The organism is Blastococcus atacamensis (genome assembly GCF_002938425.1).
GTDB lineage: Bacteria > Actinomycetota > Actinomycetes > Mycobacteriales > Geodermatophilaceae > Blastococcus > Blastococcus atacamensis.
In genome coordinates this window covers 1-13,240 of record NZ_POQU01000048.1, presented here as the reverse complement: position 1 = coordinate 13,240, position 13,240 = coordinate 1, and the positions used below count along the sequence as shown (strand labels likewise).

Sequence of the window (13,240 nt, the reverse complement as noted above, 5' to 3'; positions counted from 1 at the left end):
GCTCCTCACGGGTCGTGCGTGCCCAGCCGGCGTCACGCGGCGGACGACCGGCGGGGAAGACCGGCAGTGCATGCGGGGGCGGCGGGCACCGGCGGGCCGGTGGGTCGATCCTCGCACTGCGACCTGTCTACTTCGAGGGTCTGACAGAACGTGTTCCTCACACTGGACCGGAGAGGACCCCGTCCTCCTCATCCCTCGCACGCTCGGGACGAGCCTCGGGACGGGGCCGCGCTCAGGGCAGCGCGCGCCGCATCGTCACGTGGGCGATGCCGGCCTCCTCGTAGACCTCGCCGACGGCCGCGTAGCCCTCCCGCTCGTAGAACCGGCGGGCCGGCAGCTGGGCGTGCAGCTCGACCGCGGTCGCGCCGCGGGCGGCCGCCTGGCGGTGCAGCTCGGCGAGCACAGCGGCGCCGTGCCCGCGGCCGCGCACCCCGGCGTCGGCGGCCATCCGGCCGATCCGTGCGGTGGTGCCGTCCAGCAGCAGCCGGCCGGTGGCCACGACCTGCCCGGAGTCGTCGCGGCTGAGCACGTGGACGGCGGTGGCGTCGGCGGCGTCCTGCTCGATCTCGGGCGGAACGCCCTGCTCGTCGACGAACACCCGCGTGCGCAACGCGGCGACCTCCGGCCAGTCGGCGGGGGTGGCGACCTGGGCGGTGGGGCTCGGCACGTCGGCCATTGTGACGGCGCGGCCCGTCAGGTCTGCGACGTCTCCTCCGGGCCGCCCAGCGACGCCGGGAGCGCGCTGGCGGGGACGAGCAGGAAGCGCAGGTCGATGAGCGCGTGCAGCAGGACCGGTAGCAGCAGCGAGCCGGTGTCGAGGTACAACCCGGCCATCACGCCGCCCAGCACACCGGTCGTGATGATCCCCGCCCGGCCCTGGTAGGCGTGCGCCAGCCCGAAGGCGACGGCAGCGACCAGCACCAGGACGAACGACGGCGCGCCGCCGACCACCGCCGTCACCACGGCCAGGAAGAAGCCGCGGTAGAGCCACTCCTCGCAGACCCCGGCGGTGACGCCGACGACGGTGAACAGCCGCCGCTCCTCCTCGGTCCGCGGCAGCAGGGCGAGGGTGGACTGCCCGGGCGGCTCGGCGTGCCGCGCACGGGCCGGCGGGAAACCATCCGGACGGCGCGTGGGCCGGGCCATCTCCAGCAGCGCCCCGGCGCGCAGTTGCCGGGTCGAGGCGACGACGAACAGCAGCACCACCACGACGACGACCGCCGTGAACGGCCCCGGCCACTCCTGCGGCCACCGCAGGCCGACGGCCCCCGCGGAGACGTCGGTCGCGAACAGCCAGACGATGAACGCCAGCGCGGCCAGACCCCACTCGAGCACCAGCAGACGCCGGTAGAACGAGCGCCGCGCGCCGTCGTCGGTGCGCAGCCGGCCCTCGAAGCGCCGGTGCAGGACGTGCCCGGCGACCGGCTCCCCCACGACCAGGTATGCCGCTACCACGACCGCCGCCAGGGCCGCGGGCCCGAAGTCGGCGAGGGAGGCCGGCAGACCGGTCACCGGAGGTCGGTCAGGTCTCGGCGCGCAGGACTGCCAGCGCGCCGGCGAGGTCGGGCGGGTACTCGCTGGTGAACTCCACCCACGAGCCGTCGGCCGGGTGCGGGAAGCCCAGCCGCACGGCGTGCAGCCACTGGCGGGAGATCCCGAGCCGGGCCGCCAGGGTGGGGTCGGCCCCATAGGTCATGTCGCCGACGCAGGGGTGGCGAAGGGCGGAGAAGTGCACGCGGATCTGGTGGGTGCGGCCGGTCTCCAGCCGGATGTCGACGAGGCTGGCGGCGGCGAATGCCTCCATCACCTCGTAGTGCGTCACCGAGGGGCGGCCGCCCTGCACCACCGCGAACCGCCAGTCGTGCTTCGGATGGCGGTCGATGGGGGCGTCGATGGTGCCGCGCGAGGGGTCGGGGTGGCCCTGGACCAGGGCGTTGTAGCCCTTCTCGACCGTGCGCTCCTTGAAGGCGGCCTTGAGCGCGGTGTAGGCCCGCTCGCTCTTGGCGACCACCATGACGCCGGTCGTCGCGGCGTCCAGCCGGTGCACCACGCCCTGCCGCTCGGCCGCGCCGGAGGTCGAGACCCGGTAGCCGGCGGCGGCGAGACCGCCGATCACGGTCGGGCCCTCCCAGCCGGGACTCGGGTGCGCCGCGACGCCTACGGGCTTGTCCACGACGACGAGGTCGTCGTCGTCGTGCAGGATCGTCATGCCCTCGACCGGCTTGGGCGCCGGGGGCTCACCGGGCGGGGGTGGCAGCTCGACCTCGAGCCAGCTGCCGCCGCTGAGCCGATCGCCCTTGCCGCGGACCCGGCCGTCGACGACGACCAGCCCGGCGTCGGCCACCTCGGCGGCGGCGGACCGGGAGAGGCCGAAGAGGCGGGAGAGCGCCTGGTCCACCCGCTGCCCCTCCAGGCCGTCGGGCACCGGAAGGGCCCGGTGCAGGCCAGGAGTGCTGATCACGGCACCCATTGTGGGGGTCGGACCCGGCGACGTGATGGAACGGCCCGCCTGCAGGGTCCCGCCGCGAGCTCGCGAGCGGAGGGGGCAGGCGGGTCCTTCCTCAGGCGGTGTCGTCCTTGCCGCCGCGGGTGCCGTCGAACTCGATGCCGCGCAGGGCCAGCAGCACGCCCAGGACGCCGCCGCAGACGATCGCGGAGTCCGCGATGTTGAACACCGGCCACACCTCGCCGTCGGGGCCGAACACGGACAGGAAGTCGACGACGCCACCGCGCAGGAAGCCCGGATCGCGGAACACCCGGTCGATCAGGTTGCCGATCGCACCGCCGAGCACCAGGCCGAGCGACACCGCCCAACCGGTCGAGCAGAGCCGGCGCGCCACCCGCACGATCACGACCGCGACGGCCACCGCGATCAGCGTGAGCACCACGGTGAAGCCCTCGGCCAACGAGAACGCGGCACCGGTGTTGCGCAGGTGGGTCAGGTACAGCGCGCCACCGAGGGTGCGGATGTCCTCCCCCGGCTCGATGGTCGCGACGACGACGAGCTTGGTGACGAGGTCGGCAGCCAGCACGCCGGCCGACAGCGCCAGCAGCAGGCGCGTGCGCGGACGACGCGGGCGCTCGCCGACGGCGGGCCCGCCGGGAGAGCCGTTCACCGGTTCGGCGTGCTCGGTCAGCTCGGGCTCCTCGGACGTCGGGGCACCGGCGGCGGGCGCACCGCCGGTGCCGACGACGATAGCCGCGGGCGCTCCCTGGCCGGGTTACGCGGCGCCGACCGCCGTCGCCCCGCCCCGCGCGCCGGTCTGCCCGTCGGAGGCGCCGTCCTGCTGGGCGCGCGCGGACTCGAGGTGCTCCAGACGGTCCTGGGTGGCCAGCCGGGTCAGCTCGGCGCCCGCCTCGGCGTCGCGGGTGAGGTTCTCCCCGGACTCCGGGTCGAACACGTGCACCTTGCGGCTGTCCAGCCAGAACTCCGCCTCACGCCCCTCCCGGATCCGGCTGGTCGCGTCGATGGAGACGATCGCCTGCGTGCGCAGCTCCTCGGAGTCGAGTTCCTTGGACAGGTCCCGCAGGTGGGCCTTGATCGAGTCGGGGGCGTCGTAGGGGATGTAGGCGTACTGGGAGTCGCCCAGCCACTCGGTGACGTCGACCTTGGCACGGAAGATCGAGCCGACCGGCCGCTTGGCGTCGTCCACCAGCGAGGCGTCCTCGAAGTACTCGGGCCGGATGCCGACCAGCAGCAGGTCGTGCCCGGCCACCGCGGCCGCCCGCCTCTCGTCCAGCTCGATGTCGCCGAACGGGGTCTTCAGCCGGTTGCCCTCCGGCGTGGCCGGCAGGAAGTTCATCGGCGGCGAGCCGATGAAGCCGGCGACGAAGAGGTTGACCGGCTGCTCGTAGAGCTCCCGCGGAGAGGCGACCTGCTGGATCTTGCCCTTGCGCAGGACGCAGACCCGATCGCCGAGGGTCATGGCCTCGGTCTGGTCGTGCGTGACGTAGACGGTGGTGATGCCCAGCCGGCGCTGCAGCCGGGAGATCTCGGTGCGCATCTGCCCGCGCAGCTTCGCGTCGAGGTTCGACAGCGGCTCGTCGAACAGGAAGGCCTCGGCGTCCCGCACGATGGCGCGCCCCATGGCGACGCGCTGGCGCTGACCACCGGAGAGGTTCGCCGGCTTGCGCTCCAGGTGCTCCTTGAGCTCGAGCACATCGGACGCCGCGTTCACCTTCCGGCGGACCTCGTCGTCCGGGGTCTTGGCAAGCCGCAGCGGGAACGCGATGTTCTCGAACACCGTCATGTGCGGGTAGAGCGCGTAGTTCTGGAACACCATGGACAGGTTCCGGTCGCGCGGTGCCAGGTCGTTGACCCGCTTGCCGCCGATGACCATGTCGCCGCTGGTGATGTCCTCCAGCCCCACGATCATCCGCAGCAGCGTCGACTTCCCGCAGCCCGAGGGGCCGACGAGGATCATGAACTCGCCGTCGGCGATGTCCAGGCTGACGTCGTTCACGGCGGGAAATCCGTCGCCGTACTTCTTGACGATGTTCGTCATCTCGATGGAGGCCATCAGGAGTCGTCCCCTCGGGAGGTCGGAGTGCGAAGTCGGTTGCCGGCGCTCATCGGGGTCAGCCCTTCACCGCGCCGTTGGTGAGACCGGCGACGATGCGCCGCTGGAACAGCAGGACCAGGACGACGACGGGAATCGTGACGATCACCGCCGCGGCCGCGATGGAGCCGGTGGGCTCCACGAACTGCGATTCGCCGGAGAAGAGCCCGATGGCCGCCGGCACCGGCCGGGCCGCGCTGGTCGACGTTAGCGAGATCCCGTACAGGAAGTCGTTCCAGGCGATGAAGAACGCGATGATCGCGGTGGTGAAGACCCCCGGGGCCGCCAGGGGCACGATCACGCGACGGAACGCCTGCCAGCTGGTGGCGCCGTCGACCTGCGCGGCCTGCTCCATCTCCCACGGGATCTCCCGGAAGAAGGCCGACATCGTCCAGATGGAGATCGGCAGCGTCAGTGAGAGGTACGGGATGATCAGCCCCGGCCAGGTGTCGTACAGGCCGATGTTGCGCCAGAGGTTGAACAGCGGCGTGACGATCGAGATGATCGGGAAGATGGCCACGACCAACGCCGTGGAGAGGATCACCTTCTTCCCCGGGAAGTCCAGCCGCGCGATCGCATACGCCGCGAACATCGCCAGCAGGCACGAGATCGCCGTGGCGATCAGGCAGATGCCGAACGAGTTCCGAAGCGCCGGCAGGAACAGTCCGCTGGCGTCACCACTGAGGATCAGCTCGTAGTTCTCCCAGGTGAGGGCGCTGGGCAGGAATCCGCCGTTGTTCAGGTCCCCGGGCGCCTTCAGCGACAGCGAGACGATCCACGCGATGGGGAACAGGCAGTAGACCGTGATCAGGACACCGCCAAGGATCCACAGGACCTTCTTCCGCGCGGACATCAACCCTCACCTCTCGCCTGGGCCAGGTCGATCTTGAACCCCTTGATGAACACGAAGGCGATCAGCACCACCGAGATGAACAGCAGCACCGACACCGCGGAGCCGAGGCCGATCTCCAGCCGGGAGATCGTCTGCCGGTAGGCCAGGAAAGAGACCGATTCGGTGCCGTTGGCCCCGGCGGTCATCACGAAGATGCTGTCGAAGATGCGGAACGCGTCGAGCGTGCGGAACAGCAGGGCGACCATGATCGCCGCCTTCATGTTCGGCAGCGTCACCTTCCGCAGGCGCTGCCACCAGGTGGCGCCGTCGACCTTGGCCGCCTCCTGCAGAACCTCGGGCACCTGGGCCAGCCCGGCCAGCAGGAGCAGCGAGATGAACGGCGTGGTCTTCCAGATCTCCGCCAGGCAGATCACGAAGATCGACGTGCCCCAGTCACCGAACCAGTCGGTGTCCGCGGACACACCGGGGATCCAGGTGAACCACGAGTTGACGAAGCCGGAGTTGATGTCGAACGCGAACTGCCAGGCGTAGGCCGAGACCACGGTGATGACCGCATAGGGGATCAGGATCGCCGCGCGCACGACCGGCCGGATGGAGCTCAGGGCCTTGGCCATCACCATCGCCAGCGCGAAACCGAGGACCAGTTCGACGACGACGGTGATGAAGGTGATCAACGCCGTCACGCCGAGCGACTGCCACCACAGCGGATCGGTGAGGATGACGCCGTAGTTGCCCAGGCCGATGAACTCCCGGTTCGCCGGGTCGGTGAGCCGGTAGGAGAAGAGTGATTCGTAGATGGCCTGCGCGATCGGGTAGGCGGTGACCGCGAGCATGACGAGGAACGCCGGCCCGGCGAGCATCCACCCGAGCCTGCGCTCGCCCCGGGACCGGTCGGTGACCGTGCCCTCGGGCGCGGAGACCGGTGCGGTCTTCTTCGTCGGTGGCAGGGTCGTCTGCGTCACAGCAGCTGCTCCCCTCGGAGCACGGCGGTGATCAGCTCGGTGGCCCGCTCGGCGGTCTCCCCCGGCTCGACGGCGGACGGCGGGTGGTAGCTCCGCTGGAGACCGCCGGAGACCTCGTTGTAGTAGGCCGTCTGCGGCCGCGGCGCAGCCTGCTCCAGGGACTGCCGGATCGTATCGGCCATGGGGAACTCCTCGACCACCGCGGGATCGTCGAAGACGGCTGCGGACGAGGCCGGTAGCCCCTCGTTGATCATGTAGTACGCCTGGTTCTCGTCCCCGGTGATGCACTCGGTGGCCTCGTAGGCCAGGTCCGGGTGCTGGCTGAGCGCACCGACGCCGAGGCTGACGCCGCCGATCGGCGGAGCGCTGGGCGTGTCGGCGTCCACCCGGGGGTAGACCGCCCAGCCGTAGTCGTCGAGCACCGCCTGATCGAGAACCCCGTCGGCCACGCCGGCCTGCGCCTGCGCGTAGATGAAGGGCCAGTTGACCTGGAACCCGCCGTTCTCCCCCTCGAACCCGGCCGCGGACCCCGACTCGTCCTCCGTGGAGAACGCCGGGCCGACGGCGTCGGATCCGGCCACCATGGCCATCACCTCGGCCGCCCGGTCACCGGCCTCGGAGGTGAGCCCCAGCTCCAACCGATCCGGGTCCTCGGCATGGTCGGCGATGATGGACCCGCCGGCCGATTCGACCAGCGCGTTCAGCCAGACGGTCAGCGACTCGGCCCTGATCCCCTGGGCGCCGACGAGCACGCCCTGGTCCTCCGCGGCCTGGACGATCTGCTCCCACGTCCAGGTGTCGGAGGCCGAGGTGTCCAGTCCCGCCGCCTCGGCGACCGACGTGCGGTACCAGAGGAGCTGGGTGTTCGCCGTGAACGGGATGGCGACCAGCTCGTCGCCCCAGGTGGACTGCGCGACCGCCCCCTGCACCGTTCCCTCGGTCACCCGATCGGCGACGTCCTCGGGCATGTCGGCCAGGAATCCGGCCTGCGCGAACTCCGGGACGTAGATGGGATCGAGGCTCATGATGTCGATGGAGGCGTCGTTGGCCGCCAGGCGGCGGACGAGCTGCTCCCGCTGGGAGGCTGCGTCCCGCGGCAGCAGCGACGTCTCGATGCGGTAGCGCCCCTCGGCCGCCTCGGTGCACCGGGCGGCCAGCTCGGCCTGGCCGCCGTTGTCCGGGTTGATGTACCAGGTGAGGGTCGGCGGCCCCCCGGACGCGCCGCCGCAGGCGGCCAGGGTCGAGGCCAGGACGACGCCGGCCGCGGCGCTCGCGAGGCGCCGAGGCGCCCGGGCGCGTGCGGGACGGGGAGCCGCCGCCCGCCGCTCCGGCGGGCGCTGGCCAGGGATCTCAGTCACGCGCATCGCCTCCGTTGGCGTCCGGTGAGCCGCGATGATCTCGGCGTTCCCGGAGCGTGGTACCGCCGTCATGGGCTGTCAAACGGAACGGAACCCAGCCGTGACCCGGCCGTCACCCGGACGGTCGACCGCGACGGCTCAGCCGCGGCCGGCGATGACCGAGGGGGTGGTCAGCTCCTCGGGAGCGCCGGGCAGCACGGTGGCGAAGTACGAGCGCGCGGCCCTCGTCGTCCCGACGTCGCGGCCGGCCTTCTCCGACAGGAACCACCGGTGCTCCAGCACCTCGTGGAAGACCTCGGCCGGCTCCAGCCGGCCACGCAGGTCCTCGGGGATGGCGTCGACCACGGGCTGGTAGACCTCGGCCAGCCATCGGTGCCCGGCGATGGTGTCGGGCACCGGGTGCCCGGCCTTCTGCTCCAGGTAGGCACGGAAGGCACGGACGTCGTTGATCAGCCGCTGGGCCTGGCGCTCCTGCGCCTCCAGGCCGGTCAGCCGGAACAGCTCGCGGCGGTTGTGCCCGGGCTCGGCGACGCGCGTTTCCACCCGCAGCCGGGTTCCCTCGCGCGTCGTCCTCAGCTCGACCTCGCCGACGTCGAAGCCCAGCTCGTTGAGGCGCTGCAGCCGCTCGGCGACCCGGTAGCGCTGCTCGTCGCTGCGGAACACCTCCTCCCGCGTCACCTCCTCCCACAGCGACTCGTACCGACGCGGAAGGCTGTCGGCCACCTCGATCGGGTCGATGTCCTCGGGCAGCAGCCCGCCGAACTGGAGGTCCATGAGCTCGGCGCCGACGCGTTCCCGAGCGAGGTCGACGTCGTAGTCGCGCTGGCCCGGTGAGAGGGAGGGATGGCGCTCGGCGGTCTCGGCGTCCACCAGGTAGGCGGCGAAGGTGCCGGCGTCGAGGCGGAAGAGCGTGTTGGACAGCGAGCAGTCGCCCCAGAACACTCCGGCCAGGTGCAGGCGGACGAGCAGGACGACCATCGTGTCGAGCAGCTGGTCGGGCGACCCGTGCCCGCGCGGCCGGGAGAACAGCCAGCGGTAGGACATCGAGTACTCGAGGTAGCGCGTCACCAGGATCGCCGGCTGCTCGTCGGGCCGGTCCACGCAGATGCCGAGCACCGAGACCGAGGGCAGCCCCTCCCCCTCGAACTGGGCGAGCAGCGCGTACTCGTGCCGGGCCAAACGCTCGTCGATCTCCTTGAGCGCGTAAACCTGACCCTCGACGGCGACGAAGCGGACGACGTGCCGGGAGATGCCGCGGGAGGGCACGTCGAGCAGCAGCTCGGAGTCCCACTCCTCCAGCGGCTGGTCCCACGGCAGGCCCAGCAGGCCCGTCGCGTCCGTGGCCGGTGGCCGGAAGAGGTAGCGCATGGCGTTGCTCCGTGGGATCCCGGCACGGCGACCGCCGCCCGGTGCCAGTGTGATCACGATGCCACGGGAGGACGCCGTCCGCAGGGAACGACGAGCGCCGCGATGTCCCTGCAGGCGACATCCGCGCCCGGGAAATGTCCGCTGCAGGGACACTGCCGGCCGGTGCTCGATCGGGGCGGCCGTCAGTACGGCACCGAGTCCGGATCGCCATACACCATGCTCACGACTCCAGGTCGGTGAACCGGTCGGTCAGCCAGTCGTGCCTGACCACGAACATCTGGATGCCGTCCCTCGGTCTCTTCTGGGGCTCGAGCTCCGGCTCCGCGCACGAGCTGTCCGGCTGCAGGACGAGGTGCAGGCCCGACAGGCCGGACGCCGCCTGCCAGGCGACCTCATCCACTTGCAGTCCTGTGCCACTGTTTCGAACTTCTGGGAAGACGCTTCGCTCGGCTGGTCGGTCCGGTGCTCAGTCGGAGTCGTCGGGGCGGCCGTTCTCGCCGCGCCACATCGCCAGGCGGCCGGCGCGGCTGACCGCACGCAACCGGCGCTCGGCCTCGGCCCGCGACCGCCGCGCGGACACCAGCAGCGCCTGGTCGCCCCGCATCAGCCGCGTGGTCTCGTCGGGCACGAACGAGCGCCCGTGCCGCACGATCAGCACCACGGCGGCGTCCTCGGGCAGCCGGAGCTCGGGCAGGTACACGCCGTGCAGCCGCGACCCGGACGGCACCGTCATCTGCATCAGCTCGGCGTCCAGCTCCTCCAGCGGCGCGGCCTCCACCTGGATCTCCCGCGGCGCGACCGGCGCGGCGATGCCCAGCCGCCGGGCGAGGAACGGCAGCGACCAGCCCTGCACGAGGGTGAAGACGACGACCAGCACGAAGACGGTGTCGAACACCGTCGTCGCCCCGGGCACCTGCGCGGTGAGCGGGAAGGTGGCGACGACGATCGGCACGGCCCCGCGCAGCCCCGCCCAGGCGATGAACGCCTGCTGCCGCGCCGGGAAGCGGAACCAGACCAGGCTGGCGACCACCGACAGCGGCCGGGCCAGCAGCAGCAGCGCCACCCCGACGATCAGCGCCGGCCCCACCGCCTCGGGCAGCCGCGACGGCGAGACGAGCAGGCCCAGCATCACGAACAGCCCGATCTGCGCCAGGGACGCCATGCCCTCCGCGAACCCGATGCTGGCCGAGCGGTGCGGCAGCGTGGCGTTGCCGAGCACCAGCCCGCACAGGTAGACCGCGACGAAGCCCGAGGTGTGCAGCAGCGAGGCACCGGCGAAGGCCAGCACGCACAGCGCGAGGGTGGCCAGCGGGTAGAAGCCCGACAGCGGCAGCGCGACCCGGCGCAGCAGCTCCGCCCCGCCGAACCCCACGGCCAGCCCGAGCGCCGCTCCGCCCACCAGCTCGACCACCACCACGACCGGCACCTGCCACCACGGGCCCGACGCCCCGCCGGTGAGCACGTCGGACAGGACGACGACCAGCAGGATGACCGGGGCGTCGTTGAGCCCGCTCTCGGTCTCCAGCGATGCGGCCAGGCGCCGGGGCAGCGGCAGCCGGCGGAGCGTGGCGAACACGGCGGCGGCATCGGTGGAGCTGATGACGGCGGCGACCAGCAGCGCGAAGCCCCATCCCCAGCCCAGCAACCAGACGGCGATCGCCGCGGTGACGCCGATGCTCACTCCGACGCCGACCGTGGCGAGGCTCAGCCCGGGGCCGATGGCGCGGCGCACGTCGGCCCACCGGGTGGTCAGCCCACCCTCGGCCAGGATGACCAGCAGCGCGGCGACACCGAGAGTCTGGGCGAGGGAGTAGTCCTCGAACTGGATGCCCAGCCCGCTCTCCCCCAGCACCACCCCGAAGGCCAGGTACATGAGCAGGCTGGGCAGCCCGAGCCGGTCGGCGAGGCGCAGCGCGACCGCCGCCAGGAGCACCACGACGGCACCCACGGCGAGCGCCACCGTGACCGTGGTGTTCACCGAGCCCCCGCCATGGGGGCAGTCTCCCGTACCGGGTCGCGCACCGAGGGGGACGCACCGGCGAACCCGTTTGCCGGTTCGGGGAGAATGGAGCCGTGAGCGCCTCCACCGGCCCCTTCGCCGCGCTGCCCCCGCAGGTCGACCTGCCCGCCCTCGAGCACCGCATCCTCGAGCGCTGGGAGAGCGAGAAGGTCTTCGACCGGTCGCTGGAGGCCTCGCAGGGCCGCCCCCAGTGGAACTTCTACGAGGGCCCGCCGACCGCCAACGGCCGCCCGGGCACCCACCACATCGAGGCGCGGGCGTTCAAGGACGTCTTCCCCAGGTTCAAGACGATGCAGGGCTGGCACGTGCCCCGCCGCGCCGGCTGGGACTGCCACGGCCTGCCGGTGGAGATCGCCGTCGAGAAGGAGCTGGGCTTCGCCGGCAAGCCCGACATCGAGCGCTACGGCATCGCCGAGTTCAACGAGCGCTGCCGCGAGTCGGTGCTCCGGCACGTCGACGCGTTCACCGAACTCACCCAGCGCATGGGCTACTGGGTGGACATGTCCACCGCCTACTGGACGATGAACCCCTCCTACATCGAGAGCGTCTGGTGGTCGCTCAAGCAGGTGTTCGAGAAGGGGCTGCTGGTCGAGGACCACCGGGTGGCGCCGTACTGCCCGCGCTGCGGCACCGGCCTGTCCGACCACGAGGTCGCCCAGGGGTACGAGACCATCACCGACCCCTCGGTGTACGTGCGCATGCCGGTCACCGACGGCGAGTGGGCCGGCCGGGCCGACCTGCTGGTCTGGACGACGACGCCGTGGACGCTGCCCAGCAACACCGCCGTCGCGATGCACCCCGACGTCGCCTACGTCGTGGCCCGTGCCGCCGGCACCGACGACGTCCCCGTGGTCGTGGCCGAGCCGCTGCTGGCCGCCGTCCTCGGGGAGGACGCCGAGGTGCTGGGGCAGGCCCCGGGCCGCGACTGGGAGCGCACCCACTACCAGCGCCCGTTCGAGCTGGTCGAGTTCCCCGAGGGCCCGGACGGTCAGCCGGTCGATGCCCACTTCGTCGTCCTGGCCGAGTACGTGACCACCGACGACGGCACCGGCCTGGTGCACCAGTCCCCCGCGTTCGGCGCCGACGACCTCGCCGTCTGCCGGGGCTACGGCCTGCCCGTGGTCAACCCGATCGACGCCACCGGCCACTTCCTCGCCGAGGTCCCGCTGGTGGGTGGCCACTTCTTCAAGGCGGCCGACCCCGCGCTGGTCGAGGACCTTCAGGCCCGCGGCGTCCTCTTCCGGGAGATCCGGTACGAGCACAGCTATCCGCACTGCTGGCGCTGCCACACGCCGCTCATGTACTACGCGCAGCCCTCCTGGTACATCCGCACCAGCGCGATCAAGTCCGAGCTGCTGGCGGAGAACGAGAAGACCAACTGGTTCCCCGAGAGCATCAAGACCGGCCGCTACGGCGACTGGCTGAACAACAACGTCGACTGGGCGCTGTCCCGCGACCGCTACTGGGGCACTCCCCTGCCGGTCTGGCGCAACGACGCCGACCCGTCGCGGTTGGTCGTCGTCGGCTCGCTCGCCGAGCTCTCGGAACTGACCGGCCGTGACCTGGCCGACCTGGACCCGCACCGGCCGTTCATCGACGAGGTCACCTTCACGCTGCCCGGCACCGACGGCACCTTCCGGCGCGTGCCGCAGGTGATCGACGCCTGGTACGACTCCGGGTCGATGCCGTTCGCCCAGTGGGGTGCGCCGTACCGGAACGACGAGCAGTTCCAGGCCGCCTACCCGGCGCAGTTCATCGCCGAGGCCATCGACCAGACCCGCGGCTGGTTCTACTCGCTCATGGCCGTCGGCACCCTGGTGTTCGGGCAGAGCTCGTACGAGAACGTGCTGTGCCTGGGCCACATCCTGGCCGAGGACGGCCGGAAGATGAGCAAGCACCTGGGCAACATCCTCGAGCCGATCCCGCTCATGGACCGGCACGGCGCCGACGCGGTGCGCTGGTTCATGCTCGCCGGCGGCTCGCCGTGGTCGGCCCGCCGGGTGGGCCACGAGACGCTGTCCGAGGTCGTGCGCAAGGTGCTGCTGACCTACTGGAACACCGCTCTTATACACCACTACTGCTGCCAACGAAAAAGAAGTAGTCTATATCATGGGCTATAG

General features: G+C 71.6%; 12 protein-coding genes. 1 reads left to right on the top strand and 11 read right to left on the bottom strand.

Annotated features, from left to right (window positions below; all coding sequences use genetic code 11):
• Positions 1-232: 232 nt before the first annotated feature.
• From C5508_RS12340 to C5508_RS12290, 11 genes are all read right to left on the bottom strand, one after another.
• Positions 233-667 carry a GNAT family N-acetyltransferase gene (locus tag C5508_RS12340; protein WP_104525258.1) on the bottom strand — a complete coding sequence of 145 codons (435 nt, stop codon included), beginning with the start codon at positions 665-667 and terminating at the stop codon, positions 233-235.
• 26 nt (positions 668-693) lie between these two features.
• Complete coding sequence (locus tag C5508_RS12335) at positions 694-1,512, bottom strand: CPBP family intramembrane glutamic endopeptidase (protein ID WP_104525248.1); 819 nt, start codon at positions 1,510-1,512, stop codon at positions 694-696.
• 10 nt (positions 1,513-1,522) lie between these two features.
• Positions 1,523-2,470 (bottom strand): RluA family pseudouridine synthase, encoded by a 948-nt coding sequence (locus tag C5508_RS12330; protein WP_104525247.1) that lies wholly within the window; start codon positions 2,468-2,470, stop codon positions 1,523-1,525.
• A gap of 91 nt (positions 2,471-2,561) precedes the next feature.
• Complete coding sequence (gene lspA / locus C5508_RS12325) at positions 2,562-3,116, bottom strand: signal peptidase II (protein WP_232797092.1); 555 nt, start codon at positions 3,114-3,116, stop codon at positions 2,562-2,564.
• Positions 3,117-3,221: 105 nt separating this feature from the next.
• Positions 3,222-4,520 carry an ABC transporter ATP-binding protein gene (locus tag C5508_RS12320; RefSeq protein WP_104525245.1) on the bottom strand — a complete coding sequence of 433 codons (1,299 nt, stop codon included), beginning with the start codon at positions 4,518-4,520 and terminating at the stop codon, positions 3,222-3,224.
• 58 nt (positions 4,521-4,578) lie between these two features.
• Positions 4,579-5,412 carry a carbohydrate ABC transporter permease gene (locus C5508_RS12315; protein WP_104525244.1) on the bottom strand — a complete coding sequence of 278 codons (834 nt, stop codon included), beginning with the start codon at positions 5,410-5,412 and terminating at the stop codon, positions 4,579-4,581.
• A complete protein-coding gene (locus C5508_RS12310) occupies positions 5,412-6,374 on the bottom strand; it encodes a carbohydrate ABC transporter permease (protein ID WP_104525243.1) in 963 nt (320 codons plus the stop codon). Before C5508_RS12310 ends, C5508_RS12315 begins: the two co-directional genes overlap by 1 nt.
• The gene (locus C5508_RS12305; RefSeq protein WP_232797091.1) at positions 6,371-7,732 is read right to left on the bottom strand and encodes an extracellular solute-binding protein; all 1,362 of its coding nucleotides are present in this window, start codon (positions 7,730-7,732) and stop codon (positions 6,371-6,373) included. The genes C5508_RS12310 and C5508_RS12305 overlap by 4 nt, the downstream gene beginning before the upstream one ends.
• Positions 7,733-7,870: 138 nt before the next feature.
• Entirely contained in the window at positions 7,871-9,100 is a 1,230-nt protein-coding gene (locus tag C5508_RS12300; RefSeq protein WP_104525241.1) for a DUF4032 domain-containing protein, read from the bottom strand.
• 220 nt (positions 9,101-9,320) lie between these two features.
• Entirely contained in the window at positions 9,321-9,500 is a 180-nt protein-coding gene (locus C5508_RS12295; protein ID WP_104525240.1) for a hypothetical protein, read from the bottom strand.
• Positions 9,501-9,566: 66 nt separating this feature from the next.
• Positions 9,567-11,078: a potassium/proton antiporter gene (locus C5508_RS12290; RefSeq protein ID WP_104525239.1), complete on the bottom strand. Its 1,512-nt coding sequence runs from the start codon at positions 11,076-11,078 to the stop codon at positions 9,567-9,569.
• 95 nt (positions 11,079-11,173) lie between these two features.
• Between C5508_RS12290 and ileS the strand changes: the two genes are divergently transcribed.
• Complete coding sequence (gene ileS / locus C5508_RS12285; RefSeq protein WP_232797090.1) at positions 11,174-13,240, top strand: isoleucine--tRNA ligase; 2,067 nt, start codon at positions 11,174-11,176, stop codon at positions 13,238-13,240.